Annotated in this window: 18 protein-coding genes and 1 pseudogene; 10 read left to right on the forward strand and 9 right to left on the reverse strand. The window is 37.5% G+C overall.

The window, feature by feature from the left end; genetic code table 11:
* Positions 1-2: 2 nt before the first annotated feature.
* From AC1Z3T_RS13400 to AC1Z3T_RS13410, 3 genes are all read right to left on the reverse strand, one after another.
* Positions 3-887 (reverse strand): polysaccharide deacetylase family protein, encoded by an 885-nt coding sequence (locus AC1Z3T_RS13400; protein ID WP_100884529.1) that lies wholly within the window; start codon positions 885-887, stop codon positions 3-5.
* 55 nt (positions 888-942) lie between these two features.
* A complete protein-coding gene (locus AC1Z3T_RS13405) occupies positions 943-2,289 on the reverse strand; it encodes an amidase (protein ID WP_483396689.1) in 1,347 nt (448 codons plus the stop codon).
* Between the two features lie 738 nt (positions 2,290-3,027).
* Positions 3,028-4,068, reverse strand: a complete 1,041-nt coding sequence (locus AC1Z3T_RS13410; protein WP_167387347.1) for a LacI family DNA-binding transcriptional regulator — start codon at positions 4,066-4,068, stop codon at positions 3,028-3,030.
* A gap of 164 nt (positions 4,069-4,232) precedes the next feature.
* On the opposite strand from AC1Z3T_RS13410, the gene AC1Z3T_RS13415 reads away from it, so the two are divergent.
* From AC1Z3T_RS13415 to AC1Z3T_RS13440, 6 genes and pseudogenes are all read left to right on the forward strand, one after another.
* A complete protein-coding gene (locus AC1Z3T_RS13415; protein ID WP_100884532.1) occupies positions 4,233-5,123 on the forward strand; it encodes a nitrilase family protein in 891 nt (296 codons plus the stop codon).
* Between the two features lie 17 nt (positions 5,124-5,140).
* Positions 5,141-6,301: a hypothetical protein gene (locus AC1Z3T_RS13420; protein WP_100884533.1), complete on the forward strand. Its 1,161-nt coding sequence runs from the start codon at positions 5,141-5,143 to the stop codon at positions 6,299-6,301.
* 29 nt (positions 6,302-6,330) lie between these two features.
* Positions 6,331-7,695, forward strand: coding sequence for an amidase (locus AC1Z3T_RS13425; protein WP_100884534.1), 1,365 nt, complete (start codon positions 6,331-6,333; stop codon positions 7,693-7,695).
* Between the two features lie 69 nt (positions 7,696-7,764).
* Positions 7,765-8,934, forward strand: a complete 1,170-nt coding sequence (locus AC1Z3T_RS13430; protein ID WP_100884535.1) for a hypothetical protein — start codon at positions 7,765-7,767, stop codon at positions 8,932-8,934.
* 274 nt (positions 8,935-9,208) lie between these two features.
* Complete coding sequence (locus AC1Z3T_RS13435) at positions 9,209-9,853, forward strand: HEPN domain-containing protein (RefSeq protein ID WP_100884536.1); 645 nt, start codon at positions 9,209-9,211, stop codon at positions 9,851-9,853.
* 179 nt (positions 9,854-10,032) lie between these two features.
* Positions 10,033-10,182, forward strand: a pseudogene (locus AC1Z3T_RS13440) (IS3 family transposase); the annotation flags it as partial.
* Between the two features lie 22 nt (positions 10,183-10,204).
* On the opposite strand, the gene AC1Z3T_RS13445 reads toward AC1Z3T_RS13440, so the two are convergent.
* The 4 genes from AC1Z3T_RS13445 to AC1Z3T_RS13460 form a co-directional block, all read right to left on the reverse strand.
* Positions 10,205-10,624, reverse strand: a complete 420-nt coding sequence (locus AC1Z3T_RS13445) for a hypothetical protein (RefSeq protein ID WP_100884537.1) — start codon at positions 10,622-10,624, stop codon at positions 10,205-10,207.
* Between the two features lie 68 nt (positions 10,625-10,692).
* Entirely contained in the window at positions 10,693-11,112 is a 420-nt protein-coding gene (locus tag AC1Z3T_RS13450; RefSeq protein WP_009585720.1) for a lysozyme inhibitor LprI family protein, read from the reverse strand.
* 494 nt (positions 11,113-11,606) lie between these two features.
* Positions 11,607-12,797 (reverse strand): MFS transporter, encoded by a 1,191-nt coding sequence (locus tag AC1Z3T_RS13455; RefSeq protein ID WP_100884538.1) that lies wholly within the window; start codon positions 12,795-12,797, stop codon positions 11,607-11,609.
* Between the two features lie 22 nt (positions 12,798-12,819).
* Entirely contained in the window at positions 12,820-13,251 is a 432-nt protein-coding gene (locus tag AC1Z3T_RS13460; protein ID WP_004827725.1) for a RidA family protein, read from the reverse strand.
* 72 nt (positions 13,252-13,323) lie between these two features.
* Here AC1Z3T_RS13460 and soxR point away from each other — a divergent pair, with 72 nt between their 5' ends.
* Positions 13,324-13,914, forward strand: a complete 591-nt coding sequence (gene soxR / locus AC1Z3T_RS13465; RefSeq protein WP_009585678.1) for a redox-sensitive transcriptional activator SoxR — start codon at positions 13,324-13,326, stop codon at positions 13,912-13,914.
* Positions 13,915-13,977: 63 nt separating this feature from the next.
* On the opposite strand, the gene AC1Z3T_RS13470 is transcribed toward soxR, so the two are convergent.
* Entirely contained in the window at positions 13,978-14,853 is an 876-nt protein-coding gene (locus tag AC1Z3T_RS13470) for a S66 peptidase family protein (RefSeq protein WP_004827730.1), read from the reverse strand.
* Positions 14,854-14,877: 24 nt separating this feature from the next.
* Positions 14,878-15,804, reverse strand: a complete 927-nt coding sequence (locus AC1Z3T_RS13475; RefSeq protein WP_010590755.1) for a DMT family transporter — start codon at positions 15,802-15,804, stop codon at positions 14,878-14,880.
* A gap of 929 nt (positions 15,805-16,733) precedes the next feature.
* On the opposite strand from AC1Z3T_RS13475, the gene AC1Z3T_RS13480 reads away from it, so the two are divergent.
* The 3 genes from AC1Z3T_RS13480 to AC1Z3T_RS13490 are packed head-to-tail and all read left to right on the forward strand — an operon-like array spanning position 16,734 to position 19,651.
* Positions 16,734-17,861, forward strand: coding sequence for a Re/Si-specific NAD(P)(+) transhydrogenase subunit alpha (locus AC1Z3T_RS13480; protein ID WP_004827733.1), 1,128 nt, complete (start codon positions 16,734-16,736; stop codon positions 17,859-17,861).
* A gap of 11 nt (positions 17,862-17,872) precedes the next feature.
* The gene (locus tag AC1Z3T_RS13485) at positions 17,873-18,193 is read left to right on the forward strand and encodes a proton-translocating transhydrogenase family protein (protein WP_005030974.1); all 321 of its coding nucleotides are present in this window, start codon (positions 17,873-17,875) and stop codon (positions 18,191-18,193) included.
* 3 nt (positions 18,194-18,196) lie between these two features.
* Positions 18,197-19,651: an NAD(P)(+) transhydrogenase (Re/Si-specific) subunit beta gene (locus AC1Z3T_RS13490; RefSeq protein ID WP_009585734.1), complete on the forward strand. Its 1,455-nt coding sequence runs from the start codon at positions 18,197-18,199 to the stop codon at positions 19,649-19,651.
* The last annotated feature ends 3 nt before the right edge of the window (positions 19,652-19,654 follow it).

Genomic DNA, 19,654 nt, shown 5'->3' on the forward strand with positions numbered 1-19,654 from the left:
TTTTAACCTTTGCGAGGACAGCGCTGCGCGAAGTCGTTTGCAATTTCATCCATGGTGACGAATTTCACCCCATCGTGGGCTTTGAAGTGTTCAATCAGACGTTCCAACATCAATAAAACTTGTGGTCGACCAGAAACGTCTGGGTGTAGGGTGATCGGGAAAACGGCATAATCCATTTCTCGATAGACCCAGTCAAATTGGTCTTTCCACATTTGTTCGATATCACGAGGATTGACAAAACCATGACTATTTGGAGATTTTTTAATAAACATCATCGGGGGTAAATCATCGAGATACCAATTGGCAGGAATCTCAATCAAGTCCGTTTCCTCACCACGAAGTAGTGGTTTCATCCATGTTTCAGGCTGTTGGCTATAATCAATTTTGGTCCACGAATCACCCACACGAACGTAATAAGGTGTGAAATCGTTATGCATCAAACTATGGTCATATTTGATGCCTTTTTTTAACAAAAGTTCGTTGGTAACATTACTGAATTCCCACCATGGTGCGACATATCCTGTTGGACGTTTGCCCGATAATTCAGTAATGAGCGCAATTGCTTTATCCAGCACTGCTTCCTCTTGTTCAGGTGTCATCGCAATTGGATTTTCATGGCTATAACCATGCATACCAATTTCATGTCCAGCATCTACAACGGCTTTCATTTGTTCAGGGAATGTTTCTACAGAGTGCCCTGGAATAAACCAAGTGGTTTTTAAACCAAACTTTTTAAATAGATTCAGTAAACGTATTGCCCCGACTTCACCTGCAAACAAGCCTCGTGAAATATCATCTGGCGAGTCTTCACCGCCATAAGATCCTAGCCAACCAGCGACTGCATCAACGTCAACTCCAAATGAAACTAAGATTTCCTTTTTAGCCATGTCATCATCCTCGATAAAATAAAGTTAAGTGTGTGGTGGAACTAAAATGATTGTGCTAATCATTGTTGTGAAGAATATGTTCAATACTCAGGGCGACAGATAAAAGGCTTTGATCATTACCACTGTAGCTTGAGAGTAAAATTCCTGTAGGGCGCCCATTTGAGTCGGTTCCATTCGGAAGTGAGATACTTGGCATATCTAAATAACTGCCGGGCATGGTTAATCTAAGCGTGTTGAGATTTGTTTGGATAAATAAGGCTTCATCTGCCTCTAAAGGTGCAAGTTCAGGTGCAGTATGTGCAGTAGTTGGCGTCAGTAAAAATCCTTCAGCCAGTTCTTTTTTTAAGCTTGCTTTTAAATGCTGTGCCATTTGATAAAGATGGATTTGGCTAGAAGCCAAGGTATCTTTTGCCGAAAGCAGGCGTTTTCTCACCCGCTGATCCATGAGTTCTGCTTGATCACTGTATAATAAGGCTTCATGTAAGGTATATGCCTCAGCAGCACCTAGCCATTGACCTGAGTCAATCAGGGTTTGTGCTTGATCAAATGCACCTATGCGTTTATGCACCACACGGATTTCTGCTTGTTCGAGTATTTCAATCGTTTGTAAGAAATTATGCTTCACACAATCCTGAACGCTTGGGTGGTTAAGCATGTCTAAATCGACATAGATTTGCATGTTTTTTGATTGCGGTTGAGAGGGGATATTTGACTGAATTTGTCCAAGCATAAGCTGATCTAAAACAATACAGTCACGAACACTACGACTGATTGGACCTACGCTATCTAAGCTTGCGGCAAGAGGAAAAACGCCTTTTTTACTATAACGTGAACTGCTACTTCGATAACCCACTAAGCCATTAAAGGATGCAGGAATCCGAATTGAACCTGCGGTATCCGTACCCATAGAAATAGGAACAATTTTTTGTCCTACAGATGTTGCTGCGCCAGATGATGATCCCCCAGGAATACATCGTGGATCAACCACATTCTTAGGTGTGCCAAAGTGTGGGTTTAAACCTAACCCAGAGTAAGCAAATTCAGTCAAATTGGTTTTTCCCAGATTGACCATACCCATACGAGTCAGTTGCATGACGCCATCTGCATCTTGCTGTGCAACGGCATGATGCTCTCGGGTTTTTGAACCTGCTGTGGTCACAGTTCCTTGCACATCAAAAAGGTCTTTCCATGCAATGGGAACACCATCAAATAGAGATAACGGTGCATGAGCTTTCCAACGTTCAGTCGAAGCGTGTGCTTCTCGATAAGCACGTTCTATGCTTAAGGAAATAAAAGTGCTGTCATTTACCTGTTGTATAACATCAAACGCTCTTTCCAACTCTTGAATTGGATCGGTGATTCCTTGTGCATATTGCTGTGATAAGGAAATTGCGTCATCCATGCCATTCTCCTAATAATTGTATATTTTAATAATATATACATTTTTTAATTTATTTAATCTTAGGTTAAAAAATCAAAAGAGTAAATAATGTACGATTAAAAAATAAATTATTTTTTATTTTTTCTGTAATTATTTTATAATTATCAATCATTTATTGATAAAAATATAAAATGTATTTTTTAAAAAAAAGATCATTAAGTGATGATTTCACTTAACTTGTTGTTATTGTGTTGTGAATTTTGGATATTGAGCAAACTATGACAATCTGGAGTTTTATCATTAATCTGTTGAGCAATTCATATAGCAAAATATAATTTTTCATAATCAATAAGATTAATCTTAAGAGGATTTTGTTTGATGATAAAAATTTTTCGCTGAGTGAGGGGTATATGCTTAACATTAACTCAATATAGTGGCATCTATGTTTTTTCATGATTGTAAGGTTATTTATGATTCAAAAGGACTTTGTTGCATAAATACGTAAGAAATTGATTTTAATAAAATTAATTTCAGATCAAAAAACACTAAAAACTTTTTAAATCAGATATTTAAGTAGTCTTTATGCAACAAAGCCATTCAAAAGTACAAAGTTAATGAATTACTAAATCTTCTAAAGATTTATATAAAAGCGTAAAGCTCATCGGGTAAGTATTGCTTTTTATTTTAAGGCATTGATTTTAATTGCTTTATTTATTAATAGGTAATCGTGAAATTTTTACACAACAAATCCCCTTGAAATTATTCAACTAAATAATCTAGAGTACTATTTCTTTTGATTAATTTTGGACGTAATTTTATAGAGTCAACTTGTTCTTTATTTATCTTTTTTAATAATAATTCCATCGCCGTAAATCCCATTTCGGACATCGGTGAAGCTATGGTTGTAAGTGGAATAGGAAGTTGAGCTGTTAAAGAAATATTATTAAACCCGACGACTGCAATATCTTTTCCGGGAATATAACCCTTGTCCTTGATTGCCCCCATTACACCAATCGCAATAAAATCATTCACTGTGAAAATTGCTGTGGGCAATTCATTTTTGGATAGAATTTCAAGTCCAGCTTGATAGCCAGAGTCAACATCAAAACCGCAATTAATGATGTAGTCATCTGGAATCATTATATTTTTGCTGGAACTATAGTCTTTGAATCCTTTGGTTCGTAATAGACCAGTACTGGCAAAAGCTTCACCCGAAATGATAGCAATCCGACGATGACCCTCAGTGATTAAATGTTCTGCTGCTAAGCTTCCACCAAGATAATCATCACAGGTAACAGAGGTAAAGTTTTCTAAACTACGGCTTACAAGCACAAATGGAATATCTCGTGCTATTAATTCATTGAAAAACTGATGTGAATCTTCAGTTCCTGTATGTGCATCAGCAATGATTAAACCATCCACTTTTCTAGAAAGGGCCATTTCACCCAATTTTTTTTGGTTGATCGGCAGATCATTAGTATTAGAAACAAATGTAAAATAATTATTTTGTGTGGCGGCAGCATCAATGCCTTCATAAATATTTGCTAAAACAAGATCTGATAATTTTGGAACTAAAACCCCAATTACATTGGTTTTCTGGCTCTGTAAACTTTTTGCTAAAGTATTTGGTCGGTAGTTTAAATCGGCTGCTAATTTTTTTACTTTTTCTATGGTTTCTGGGGCTGCTGCGGAACTGGCATTATCCATAGAGCCGTTCAGTATTCTTGAGACTGTAGAAACATGTAAGCCGAGTTCTTTTGACAGAAATTTTAAAGTTACATTTTTATTTGATCGATTCATATGAAACCATAATAACAAGTAGCAACATTTTAACATTTTCTCCCTCAAAAGTTAGAGAAATTATTGGATTATTGTTTAAAATTTGACAAGAGCAAACGTTTGGGTTAAGTTTTTAACACAACCCAAACGTTTGGGTTGGTATGGATAATCAATGAGGTAAGGACATGGAAGAAACTTCAGTTAGCCCAGTAAAAGTGGCAGTCATACAATTTGATCCACAAGTGGGTATGGAAAATAGAGAAAGGAATTTACGCCATGGGTTAGATTTGGCGCTTCAGGCTGTCAACAATGGTGCAAATCTTATCGTCATGCCTGAGTTGGCAAATACAGGCTATTTATTTACAAATAGAAAAGAGGCATTTGATCACGCAGAGGAAATTCCAAATGGACCAAGTATTCAAGTCTGGCAAGATTTTGCACGTAAGCATTCAATTTATTTAGTTTCAGGAATTGCAGAAAGAGAGGGTGTTCGTCTTTTTGATACTTCCGTTTTAATCGGACCTGATGGGCTTATTGGAAAATATCGCAAGGCACATTTATGGAATCTTGAAAAACTTTGGTTTACGCCTGGTGATACAGGCTTCCCTGTGTTTGAAACACCAATTGGAAGAATTGGGATGTTAATTTGTTGGGATATTTGGTTTCCAGAAGTTCCAAGAATATTAACCCAACAAGGTGCGGATATTATTTGCAGTGTAAATAATTGGGTTTGGACACCGCCTCCATTATTTGATGAAAGTGGTAAGTGTATGGCTTCATATCTCACCATGACTGCCGCGCATGTGAATAATGTCTACATTGCTGCTGCAAATCGAGTTGGAACTGATAGAGGTGAACGTTTTCTTGGATGTTCATTAATTGCAGGCACCAATGGTTGGCCAATCGCGGGTGTTGCAGATGCAGAAAAAGAAATGATTCTATATGCAGATATTGATTTGGTTGCTGCTCGTGGTGCGCCGATTTGGAACAAGCATAATGACCTAATCCGAGATAGACGAACGGACATCTATGATGAGATGTTAGGTTATAAATCTCACAATATTTTCCCTCGCTAATGTATGAGGAGGGATCTATGAAAAATTATCAAGGGATTGATATTGTTTTAGCTGTTTTGATGATGCTGTCAACAATAATCATTGTTGGATGGATAGAAAGAAGCTCAATCCAAGTTTGGGATAATTACTTAACAATGCAACCACCGACATCCGCCTTAACTTGGTTAAGGTGGGGGCTGGGCGATATAAGTGAGGCTCAATTTTATAAAAGCGAATTAGCTTCACTTGGGTTGTTAATGGGTTCAGTGATTGCTTACTTTTTTTCAAAATTCAGTTCTAAATGGCAAGGCTTCAAATTAAGTTATGGGACGGGTCTGTTTCCATGGATTTTATTGAGTTCAAGTTTAAGTTTGATTCTGAGTAATATCATTTGGGGATGGACGATTATTGAAAGTAACTCGTGGCAGCCCACATTTGTTACTTTTGTATCATTACCAGCTGCGACGGTACTGATGTATGGGCGTGGTTTTAAAATAGCAATGATTGGTGCAGTTGCTGGTGCATTATTCGTAACACCTTCTTCGCTCATCATCGTCAACTATGTATGTATCCCTTTAAATTTACCAAGTATTATTGGTAACGTTTTAGGTATGGCAATTGGTAGCTTAATCGGATTTATTATTTTCAAAAAATTCAATTTAAGTTGTTTAGTCCAAGAAACAGAAACAAAAAAACAAGAACCAATCGAAGAAGAAAAGATTGAACGAAAGGATACAAATCCATTTTGGGTTGTAAGACGAGCGCTTGCTGACTTCTCTGAATCTCAATTTATTGCAAATGAATGGGCTGGATTAGGCTTAATCATTGGCGCTTTGTTGGCAATTTATCTGAACCCTTTAAGTATTGCATATGGAAGTGGGCTGATTGGAAACATATTAATTAGTCAAATGTTAGCTGCACTGACGGCAGTTATTCTATGGAAAAGTAAATGGGAAAAATATGGATGGTATCCGACATATATTCCGATTTCTTCAGTTGCTCCAGTCTCTGTTTTAGTCTTCGGTGGAAGTCTAAGCTCCATTATTTTAGGTGCATTTATTGGTGCATGCGTTGCTCCACCTTTAGCTGCTTTTATTTCAAAGAAGCTTCCTAAATACCAACATCCATATATTGGCAATGTGATTTCCATGGCAATTACATCGCTCTTGGCTTTGGGAACAATTCATCTGGTTTCCTGAATCTATATTTTTATATATAAGGAGTTGTAATGTTAATGTGTCCAGTAAAAGGCTATTTTTCTGAACTTGATGTTGAGCAAATTGCGAATATGCTTAGGTCAAAAGAAATTACTGCTAAAGCACTTACACAGCACAGTTTAAAGTCTATTAATCAGCATAAAGCGCTAAATGCATTTTGTTATATCGATGATGAATATGCGATACAACAAGCCGAATATGCAGATGAACTTTTTAATCAAGGAATAGATCTTGGCCCGTTACAGGGTATACCGATTGCGATCAAGGATAATATCGAGACTGCTCAACTTATAACCTCTATGGGCTCCAATTTCTTCAAAAACTATTTACCCGAAGTCGACGCGGAATGTGTGCAAAAACTTAAAGCTTTAGGCGCGGTGATTATTGGAAAAACCAACACGCATGAGTTTGCTTATGGACCAACAGGGGATATTTCTGTACATGGTGCGACAAAAAACCCATGGAACCTTGCAAAAATTTCAGGTGGATCTAGTTGTGGTAGTGCTGTAGCGGTTGCTGCTGGACTTGTACCTATTGCAATTGGGACAGATACAGGCGGCTCGATTCGTATACCTGCAAGCTTAACAGGAGTTGTGGGCTTTAAACCGACTTATCAGCAATTTTCAATGAAAGGTGTTTTCCCTTTGTCTAAAAGCTTAGATCATTTAGGCATATTAGCAAAAAGCGCTCAAGAGATTGATTTGGTTGTTTGTTTATTAAAACAGGGAAATTATAAACAAAATCATAAATTTGCCTCCAATACGTTAGCAACGAGATCACCGAAATTAGGTTGGGTATCCATTGATAATTTTATTGAAAACTATGATTACCCTTTATATCAGAAATTAAAGCAGCAAGTTTTTTCACTTTGGAACAATCAAATTGATGAAGTATCGAGTGTTTTAACGAATTTCAAAGATATCCATCGCTATTTTTATGCTATTCAAAATAGCGAGGCATATACCGTCCATCATCATCAAGTAGAGCATTCTCCAGAGTTATTTCAGAAAGATGTGTTGGAGAGGTTGCTACAAGCCAAACAAACCAAAGGTTGGGAGTATGTGAGCGCATTAGATTTTCAAAAAAAGTATCAAGAAGACCTTGCTAAAATTTTTGATCAGTACGATTACCTCATCATGCCGACATTGCCGATACAAGCCACTGATCTCTATCAAAAAGATTTGTATTTAAATGGTGCTTTTATAAATATTAAATCAGCTTTACTTAGCCTGACCAATATATGGAATTTTTTGGGAAATCCTGTAATCAATGTTCCGATATGTTATGAAAATAAAATGCCGATTGGTATTCAGATCATTGGTGCAAAGAAAAGTGATCGCCATCTTTTGGCCTTTGCAATGAATAATGGTTTTTAGTTTTTTTTAATTTTTTCAGTATTTAAGGTCTACTGACCTGTTAATAAAATGATAATCAAGGATGATTTTATGAGACATGATTTGTTTAAATATACGATATTCACACTACTTTTAAATGTGCCTTTACTTGCAAATGCTACGATGGAATTTGAGAATAAGGATAAAGATTCTAAGTTAACTGTTTCTGGCGAACTACGAGCAAGTTATCAAGAAAATAACTTTGAGAATAAGGCTTCGGATCAAAAAATAAAATTTAATACAGCTATTTTAAATATTGGCTATAGCTCTCCCAACATATTCAGTAATTTTCAATATCGCTGTTATCAATTTGATACCTTATGTGATTTTTCCACATTGGTACAAGCCAATGCTGGCTATCATTTAAACTCAACAGACAATCTTAAAGTTGGTTTACAGCCGATTCCTTTTGGTCTAGGACAATTTTGGGACAGTAGTTTCTATGAAGGAATCAATACAACAATGGGACTTCAAGATACGATGAATTTAGGTGTTAACTACCATTTTGAGTTGCCCTCATTCACAAAGGTTGATTTGGCTTATTTTGTAGCTGATGGCGGAAATTATTATGGAAAAAGTAAGGATGCTGCCCGTTATACTGCAAATATGGTGAAATCAGCTGATTTGATGAAGACAAATCTGAATGAGAAAAATATGTGGCTCGTACGAGTTGATCAAGACCTTAAATTTTTAACGACCGAGGACCTTAAAGTATCAGTAGGTGGAAGTTATTGGTATTCAGAAATTGAAAATAAGAAAATTGTTGATGATGGTGCAAGAAATTCTTGGGCACTCTTTAATCGTATTCGCTATAAAAATTTAAATGTGATGCTCACAGGAGGTAAGCAATCAATTAACAATAAAGATCTTTTCAGTCCTTATAGTTCAACTTTTGGTTCATATGATGGTGAATATGACATTGCAAATAAAGGCTTCTTCTATACGGTTAACTCCAGCTATGCTTTTAAGAATGTATGGGACTCATTCAATATAACGCCATATATGGTATTTAGTGGATTTAATAAGAAAGAAAAGGACTTCGATGATTCTAAGCGCAATATTTTGGGTGTGGAATGGGATTATAAGAAGATCACTTTATATACTGAATATATGATGAGCAAAAATGATCCGTTTATTGGGGGAACAGCTAGCTCGCTTGCTACTGGTGATGGTGGTAAGTGGAAAAACCTACTCAACATGATGTTTATTTACAAATTTTGAGATTTAGCCTTTCATTTAATGGATTCCTCTGAATAGCTCAACTTATGATTGAGCTAAATCAGATATAGAAAAATTAAAATCAGAAATAAATGAAACCTCAAAAAATAAATTAGCGTAAGATTTGTAAAACTGATGATCAAATTAATTTGGATTAGAAAAAATACATTTTTTAATTTGCATAAAATTTAATTTTATAAGCAGTTTGAAACCACTTGCTCACCACACTGTCATTGCGTAAGGTAAATCATCAAAAAAATAATCTAAGGTATTGGGGATGTTGGTTTTAGAAGAAGTTTATAAAAGTAAAAAAGCGGAAAATTCTGAGCAATTCAATTTACGTATACATCGTGGCTTGAGCTGGCTCAAAAAAGCTGTGATTTTGGAAAGCGATCTTGATTTGAAATTTATCAGTTTATGGATTGCTTTAAGTGCAATCACACCACAATTGGTTAAAATCAAAGACGGTGAGCAAGATTTTAGTCAATTTTTCAGCGGTATAGTGAGATTTGATCGAGAGCAAAAAATTCAGCATATTTTATGGGATAGATGTCATGATGCAATTGCTCGACTGATTGAAAGTCCTTATACATTTCAAAATTTTTGGGATGATCAAAATCAAAAAATAAATCAGAAAGCATGGAAGCAAGCATTTATTGCAGAAAAAATGCGTGCAACGGAAGCACGACAGGCACAGGATTCGATCACATTATTAGAGATTGTTTTTCAACGTTTATTGACTTTACAACATCAAATTATTTTGGGTGGAGCAACCTATAACAGTTCAATGAATCGCAAATTGCTACAAGACAGTTGTAATATCTTGATTGCCGTAATCCCGGCAAGTATGCATATTATTTTGGAAAATCCTCAAAATTTTGATTTGGATACGCCATTTTATCCATTATTACAAGTGTCATGAATTGAAAGAAAACAAGCCCTCTAACACATGAGGGATTGTTACATAGATCTTTTTAAGCAGATTGGATTTTATCGATATAAAGATGATCTAAAAGAGAAAACAGCGTTGCTCTAAATACTAAACTTAGTCTAACCAAGCAGGTTATTGTCCAGCCTCCGTGATGCTCAGCATATTTGCTAAAACAAACAAATTCAGTCTTGTTTGAATAGATTGAAGTTTATTTCAATCAAATCAGAAGGCATTCTGCAAATGGTCGGTTAAGCTCCGAAGTATTTGAGCAAAAATATTTTAAGATTTTAGAGCGAAATCCTGTCTACAATACTGATTAGTATTCGTTTTAATTTATGAGACTCAATAGTGTCTGAGTTTATCCGCAAGATTAGCTATACGGTTCAGGCGGCAAGACTGTGCATCTAACATTTGTCCCTGTCCTTCGGTTTTAGAATCCCAATTACAATACTTGTTGGTGTTTTCCCACCATGCTGCGATCTCATCCATCTGTTGGTCTTTTTTCACACTGTCTGGACGACTGATGATTTTGGCAAAGGCCTGTTCAACGCGGTTCTTATGTTGAGCATATTCTTGGTCCATACAGCTTTGCATTTCAAATGTTACAGCACCACTTTGCTTGATACATTGAGCATAACTGCTGCTTAATTTGGCATGAATATAAGAATCATCTGGAAGAGGATGAGACATTTCATCATTGGCAAAAGCAGCAAAAGGAAGAAGAGAGATAAACAATAATGTAGTACTTTTAAATTTTTTCATATGTTTAACCTTTAGTTTTATCTTGATCTCGATGTTCGTTCTTGAGTATTTCTATGCTTTGATTTGCATTATTGCAATAAAATCAGATAGCGTTGCAATTGCGCAGTGCGGGCTGCTGTACGTTGTATCTCATTAAGTTCAATTTGCAAGTTGTCTGGCTGTGATTGACCATACAACGTTGTTTCCAGTTCAGCATCACTTTGACGTGATTGTAGCCAAATACGTTGTGATGCAACTAGTTTCGTTTTCTGGGTAGCATTCAAATGTGATTGTAATTTTTTATAGATACTATTCAATTGCTTATCTTGACGCTCCTCCTCATCTTTTAGACAAGCTGCCTGTTCAATAATGCCTTGGGCACTGTTATCACAGTTTATAAAAGCTTGGCTTAATAATAAGTTTTCATTTCCTATTGGTGCAGCAGAGACCAAGCTTGAAAAAGTACATAAAAAACTGATCGGTAAACATGCTAATCGTATTTTTTTCATAAGGGATAAACTCTTGGTTGATCTATGAGGATGAATGTTGGTTATTGTGCGAGTTGAAAAAACTTACTTGAATGTTGTCAATCACGCTTTAACAGAGACAGGACAGGGTTATCATTTTGACCAAAGTGTATCAACTTTAAATTTGAATAATCATGGATATTTGGATGTTTTTTTCCAAAAATATTGATTGTCCTGTACAAATTTCTTTAAAGTTCTGAGATTTATCTTCCGTATAATTACTGCTCCTCAACTGTTTATTCATATAGCTTCAAGATAGTAACCCGCATATCCATTTAAATTGTGTGCATCGCATTTTTTGGAATTTTATCGCAGACTATTAATGTGAATATATTATGATCGATTTTTTCACACAATAGTTACAGTGAATATTATTCAAATAGAATGATTTCAGTGTCCGTATTTTTATTAAAATAATAAGTCTCTTAAAAAATCAAAATCCCCCAAATTTTGAAGGATTTTGATTTTAGAATGCTTTAAATGGTCTGTGCTCTATTGAGATATAGACGATCTAAAAGAGAGAACAGTGCCGCTCCAAATACTAAACTTAGCCCAACTAAGCAGGTCATTGTCCAGCCTCCGTGATGCCAAGCATATACGCCCAGTGCTGAACCACATGCACCCCCAGTGAAATAGGCAGTCATGTAGATAGAGTTGATTCGAGATTTTGCATCTGGGCGTAGGCGGAAAATGATGTTTTGATTGCTGGTGTGTACCACAGCCAATCCAAAACTAATAAGACCATAGCCGAGAATGTATGCAGTTAAGTTGGTTCCCCCTAGATAGAGTAGTCCCCAACTTAAAATCATGACTGCGATTCCAACCCAAGTCAGAATTGTGGTATGTCCTCGATCGGCGATTTTTCCAATCTTTGCAGTTGCTAAGGCACCAAATACACCAATCAATGTGGCTACACCCACCAATACATCTGGCAGTTTAAAGGGTTCTGAGGTCAGTAAAACGGCAATCGTAGAAAACAAAATACTCATGGCTGCGAAAACAAAACCACCAATAATGGCGCGGTAAATTAAACGTCGTTCATCTTTAAGTAGCAAAGCCATCGAATGAAAAATTCGAGCATAGCTCATTTTTAAAATAGGCACATGGGGTAGGCGAGTTTTCAGTAAATAAGCCAAAATGAGCATCAATACCGCACTAACAAAATAAATCAATTTCCAGTTAAATAAGTTTGACAACAAGCCTGCAAGACTGGTTGAAAGCAATAACCCGACCAAAAGACCACTCATGAGGAAACCAACCACTTCACCCGTTTTTTCAGGTTTTACTGCCATGGTCGCAAGCGGGATGAGAACTTGTGCAGCAACAGAAAATAGACCTGTAATGATGGTACCTGCCCAAAGCATAGGAAGATTGATGGCAAATGCACACATCAATAAACCAATGGCAGCACAAAACATCAGCCACGGAATAAATTTAATTTTATTGACAATATCACCCAGAGGCACAATGAATAACAGCCCAAGCGCATAGGATACTTGGGCAAAAGTCACAGTAAGCGCAACTTGCGATTCAGGCATATTAAAGTATTGTTGAATCGAGTGGATTAAAGGTTGGCTATAGTAGTTTGCTCCCGCACATAAACCACAGGCAATCGCCATTAGCCAAAGTAATGCTTTATTTTGGCTAATATCGAGTTGAGCATTCATAAAAATTTCCTAGTTCTCGAAGTTACATACAATAAGCGGTTGCTTCAATTTCAATGAGCATCCCTTGTAAGGCAAGACACGGGACAGGAATTAATGTGCAAGCTGGAAAGTTTTGATTTTTCCAAAGCTGTTGCATTTCCTGAATTAAAAACTGATGTTTTTTAGGGCTATGATCGACCACGAGTATTCTTAAAACAGCAATATCCATTAATGATGCATCTACTGCATGTAAAGCGTGTTGCAGATTGATAAAAGCTTGATGAACTTGTTGCGCAAAATCTTTGGATAATTGTCCTTGTTGGTTTTCACCACCTTGTCCAGATATGTGCAAAATACGTAAATAATGACGCACTTCAGCCACATGACTATACGCAAATGCTGTGGGATTATAAAGAGTATTTGGGTTGGTCATCTGAAATGATTTGATTTGTGGAAGATCTGATTTCGAATTCATATTGTCAACATTCTATCAATGGGAAACTTTTGCTAGTATCAAAGCTCAAGTTAACTGTAGGTCAAGCAAAAATTGAAATTAAATCATTGCGGGAAACAAAAACAGCCAGAGCAAACAAATTCAAAACAGATTGATCAACAGAATCTGATTCAAATGCTTGATGAAGAGCAAAATCAGCTTGCGGAAAAGCACTTGGGACAATGGTTGACCATCGGCGAGCTTGCTCAACGGAGTGGTGTAAGCGTACCTGCGATTCGCTTTTATGAAGATAAAGATTTGATTTGGAGTACGCGTACGCAAGGGAATCAAAGACGCTATCAGCGTGCAATGTTAAGACGTGTTGCGATTGTTAAAATTGCACAACAAGTCGGCATCAGTTTGCAACAAGTCAAGGATGCCTTCGCGATATTGCCTCGTCAGAAAGTTGCCAGTAAGTCCGATTGGCAGGAAATGTCTCAAGCATGGCAAACCCAATTGGATCAGAAAATTATGGATTTGCTGAAATTACGTCAACAGTTGGATAAATGTATTGGTTGTGGTTGCTTATCCTTGCAACAATGCCCCTTACGAAATCCAAATGATGAATTGGGACAAACTTCAGCAGGGGCTCATTTTCAGGAAGTGATCAGCAATTTAATCAATATGCAGTTTTTTCAAGATTGAACATCACGATCAGTGTTGAGTTCCGTTATTTATACCGCTTGATTCAATCGGTTTTATGTAGCCTCACCCAATGATTAACTGAGTACCTGTAATTTTTCCTTTCTGACCAATCCAAAAAGGGCGGTTGACTGCACCATGACCAAACCAATCACATTGGTAAAGTGGAATGTTGAGCGCTTCTAAGTGTTCCGCGACAATCTCTGCAATCGTTTGAGGTACGTTTTTCTGTGGACACTGATAAAAATCACCTAACACCACAGCTTTGAGGTTTGATGTATGAATACTTTGTAGAAGTTGAGTGAAAGCGCGTTCAATTCGATAATATGGTTCACCAACATCTTCAATCAGTAAGACACTCGGTTGATCAAGCACTAAACCATGAGGTGTTCCTTGTAAGCTACAAAGTACTGTCAGATTACCCCCTAATATATGTAAGTTCTCAAGCACTTGATTTTGATTAAACCTATTTATAGCAGATAATGCATACAGGTTTTGTTTGTGAGAGTCCGCAGTTAATAGACTAACGGTTTTTAATGCATCATAAGATAATGGTGAATTATCTAAGTTCTTAACCGCAATTTCTTGAAATACGGGGGCGTGTAAAGCTTGACCACCATGCATGGCAATATAATTTAATAATACGGTTGTGTCTGAATAACCAATAATTGGCTTATTTAAAATCCATTCACCTAAAAAGGGCAATAACATCGCAGCGCCTGTACCACCACGACCACACCAAACAGCATCTACGGTGGGATCTAAACAAGCTTGTTTTAAATCTTCTACACGCTGTTCGATCGTACCAGCCAAATAACGGTATTGTGCAAAAACATGTTGTCCTAAACTGACTTGATGACCTAAGCGTTCTAAATGAGTTTGAGCCAATTTGATATTTTCAATATCTACGCACGCACTTGGCGATACAATTTTAAAATGCATATTTCTTCCAAACTTTTACAAAACTTAGTGTGCAAGTTTCTTTTTAGATAAGGTGATCATCATGACACCGATGATATTCAACAAGCAACCAAACCATTGTATCGCATTCATATGTTCACCCAGCAAAGCAACTGCCAAAATAATGGTGAGAATGGGACCAATTGAACCAATCATTGCAGCTTGTGCTGCTCCCAAGCGAGAAATACTCTGAGCTACCAAAATCGTAGGTAATACAGTAACCAATAAACCCAAGGCTATACCATACCAAATGACGGTCATCGGCAGTTGATTGAGGAGTTGTATTGGGTGGGGTGTCGCAATAGCAAAATGCGTTAAAGTACCAAAACAGGCAATGCTTAAAGCCAAGCCTGTATAATTCCATGAGCCAAACTTTTGAATTAAACGGGGTGTCATCAATAAATAAGTAGCAAAGGATACCGCACTGGCAAATACCAAACTTACGCCTAGCCAGAAATTTCCTTCATGTGGCACAGTACTTTGCTCTTGGAGCATCACAATGACGGTTCCGCCATAGCTTAATGCAATTGCGATGATGGTTCTAAGATTTAACTTCTGTTTATAAATAAAGCTTGTGGCGATTACAGTCAGTGTAGGGTAGAGAAATAAAATAATTCGTTCAAGTGAAGCGCTGATGTACATTAAGCCAGCAAAATCTAACCAACTTGAAAAATAATACCCCATCAAACCAGCAGCGACCAATAAACCCCAATCCCTAGGTGTGATGTTTTTGTTATGGTGGCGGTTGAACCAACATAATAGAAGAAAGAAGGGTAATGCACTTGCCATTCGTAAAGCCATAAGGACTGTACTATCGACTAATGGCGATAAAGCATAGGCTTGTTTAATAAAAATAGCTTTAGTACTAAACAAGAAAGCTGCACCCAGTGCGAAAATTGAACCAAGCTGTGTGCTAGAGATAGAAAATTTCATGAATTTGACTGCATTAACGATGTCGTCATTCGACATGTATATTTGAACAAGCAGTATAAATGTTGTTTTTCATCAGGTGAAATGCAAAAAAGCAATGAATTTGCATAATAAAAGGAATACTACACAAGCAAATAATGCTTTATGCAATTTTTTACTCGGCAATGAGCTCGTATTAAAATAAAAAATTGATCAAAATCAACGCAGAATAATTTGTTTTTGTCGGTTTGAGATTGTTGTATTGTTTTTTGCACAAAAGTGGTGCAATTTATAAGCAACTCATCTGAATGGTGTTCGGTACTATTAATTGACAAAATGGCAAATTGAAAAAGAGTAAAAATTTTTGTAATTGGTTTTGACTTGGATATAGGTTAATGAGGTTATTTATTCCAAGTACTTTTTTTTATTAATGAAATTAAAAAATGGAATGAAAAATAACTTACATTTTTGACTAAAAAAATGTCATAAAAAGCCAATTGAAGTAGGATGAAAACAGTTATAAATTGTCAGAAATGCCAATACTGTGAATGATATTTAGGTTAAATCTATTGTTTTATAGCGTATTTAAGCCACAATGGATACGCTAGAAAAAGATAAAAAAATGCCATAAATGCCAATTCATTGAAGCAAGTTTTGATGAAAAACAGTAAAGATATGATGAAAAAAAGATCAATTAGTCAAACTGGAGTCAAAGGATGTTAGAAAATGCAGGATCTGCAATACAGGAAAAATACAATAAATTGAATAGTAGGTATATCTTACAATTATATTTGTGAATCATCAGTTCAAAATATGGGTATTTATTAAATAAATATTGGGTGGTATTTTAAAAAAGTTCAATTAGAATCCAAAAATTCATAACAAACGCATCTGGGGGAAGCATCGTTTATTGACGATGTTGACTTAAAGAAAAATTAGCTTGAGGAACGCTCATGCAGATTGGAATCCCAAAAGAAACTGTCATCGGTGAAAACCGTGTAGCTGCAACGCCAGAGACAGTAAAAAAGTTGATTAGTGCTGGTCATAGCATTGTCATTGAACGTGGAGCTGGTAAGAAAGCTGCGTATATTGACAGTGCTTATGAACAAGTCGGCGCTAAGATCACGGATGATGCCTATACGGGCAGTCAAATGATTCTGAAAGTTCGTTCACCGCAAGGAGACGAAATTCAAAAACTTGCTGCGGGTACAACCGTCGTGGCGATGTTTGACCCGTATCGCAATACTGAACTTGACCAATTTGCGTCACAACAAGTGTCTGCATTTGCGTTAGAGCTTTTGCCTCGTACACTTTCACGTGCGCAAAATATGGATGTATTGTCCTCTCAAGCCAACCTTGCAGGTTATAAGTCAGTGCTTCTTGCTGCTGCGGAATATCAACGAATGTTCCCGATGCTGATGACTGCTGCGGGTACAGTTAAACCAGCACGTGTTGTCATTATGGGCGTTGGGGTTGCAGGTCTTCAAGCAATTGCAACAGCAAAACGCTTAGGAGCTGTGGTTGAAGCTACTGATCTACGGCCAACTGCTCGTGACCAAGTTGAATCATTGGGCGGAAAGTGGTTAGACGTTCCAATGTCTGATGAAGAAAAGCAAAAGGCTGCCGATGCTGCTAAAAATGGTTATGGCTGGATGCCTGGTGAGCAGTACATTCAAGATCAAGCTGTCATCGTAGATAAAGCAGTGTCAAATGCAGACATCGTGATTACAACTGCGTTGTTGCCAGGTCGTGATGCTCCACGCTTAATTAAGGCTGAGACCGTTGCCAAAATGAAACCAGGTTCAATCATTTTGGACATGGCAGTAGAAACTGGCGGAAACGTTGAAGGTTCCAAGAATGGTGAAAATGTTGTCACAGACAATGGCGTGACTATTTTGGGTATTCCAAATATTCCATCTACAGTTTCGACTGAAGCTTCAGCACTGTACGCACGTAATGTATTTAATTTCGTTGAAACTTTATTTGATCAAGAGAAAAACTTTGCGATCAATCAAGAAGATGAGATTCAAAAAGCACTTCTAGTAACTCATGGCGGTCAAGTACTGCTGAAGCGTGGTTAAGGAGAGTCATCATGGTTGAAACTATTACTATTTTCGTCTTAGCCATCTTTGTTGGTTACTACGTGGTTTGGGGAGTAACACCTGCATTACATACGCCGTTAATGGCGGTAACCAATGCATTGTCCTCAATTATCGTTGTTGGTGCGATGATACAAACTGTTGGAATTCCAGGTGTTGTTGAAGCAAATGTACAATTTCAGTCTGTGAATGTTGTCAGTGTACTTGGTGCAATTGCAGTGTTCTTGGCAAGTATTAACATTTTTGGTGGTTTCGCAGTGACTGCACGTATGCTTGAAATGTTTAAGCCAAAGCAAAAGAAAAAAGAGGGCTAATCTATGGAATTTATTCGAGAGTATGCGGATTGGTTCTACCTTGTTGGTGCGGTCCTTTTTATTTTGACGTTGCGTGGTCTTTCAGGTCCTAAAACTGCGATTGCTGGTAACCGTTACGGTATGATCGCGATGGCGATTGCTGTGATCACCACATTCTTTGTTGCAGATCATCCAGTCGTTTGGATGATTGGTGGTGCAATGGTGCTTGGTGCAATTGTGGGTATTGCACGTGCACGTACTGTTCCAATGACACAAATGCCTGAAACTGTAGCATTGATGCATTCACTTGTTGGTTTGGCTGCGGTATTGATTGCGATTGCTGCGATTTTACATAATAACCAACTGACTGCTTTATTTGCGCAAAACGAATCTGCTTTAACTGCTGCTGGTGTACAGCATGCACATATGAGCAAAGTTCATTTGTTTGAATTGTTCGTGGGTTGTTTTGTTGGTGCGATTACCTTTACTGCATCTGTATTTGCTTATGGTAAGTTGGCTGCAAAGAAATGGGCAAAAACCATTTCTGGTGCTTGGGTTAAACCTGTTCAAGCGATTGTTTTTCTTGCGATGCTGGCTTGTGGTGTGTACTTCTTTACCACTGGCAATATGCAGGCTTTCTGGGCGATGACAGCACTTGCACTAGTCTTTGGCTGGGTGTGGATTGCTCCAGTCGGTGGCGGTGATATGCCAGTTGTGGTTTCGCTACTGAACTCATTTTCTGGTTGGGCTGCGGCAGGTATTGGTTTTACGCTTGAAAACAACATGCTGATTGTTGCAGGTTCACTGGTGGGTTCTTCAGGTGCGATTCTGTCTTACATCATGTGTAAAGCAATGAACCGTTCAATCATCAATGTCTTGTTTGGTGGTGCAATGGGTGGGGCAGCTGTTGCTTCTACGGACAAAGGTGAACAAGTTCAGCGTAACTACCGTTCAGGTTCTGCGGATGATGCTGGCTTCTTGATGTCGAATGCGGATAGTGTTGTGATCGTACCAGGTTATGGTATGGCGCAAGGTCGTGCACAAAATGCCGTTAAAGAGCTTTGCGAAATTTTGAAAGAACAAGGTGTAACAGTTCGCTTTGCGATCCATCCAGTTGCAGGTCGTATGCCGGGTCATATGAATGTATTGTTGGCTGAGGCTGACGTTGCATATGAAGACATCTTGGAAATGGATGAGATTAACTCGGACTTCCCTGCAACAGACGTGGTGTTGGTTATTGGTGCAAATGACGTTGTTAACCCAGCAGCTAAAGATGATCCAAGCTCACCGATTTATGGTATGCCGATTCTTGAAGCACATAAAGCTCGTACCATTATGGTGATCAAGCGCTCTATGGCAACAGGTTATGCGGGTCTAGACAACGATTTGTTCTACAATGACAAAACCATGATGATCTTTGGTGATGCCAAGAAAGTTGTTGAAGAGATGACCAAAGCAATTAATGGTGGTGGGCACTAAACT

This window comes from Acinetobacter sp. B-6 (assembly GCF_056930735.1).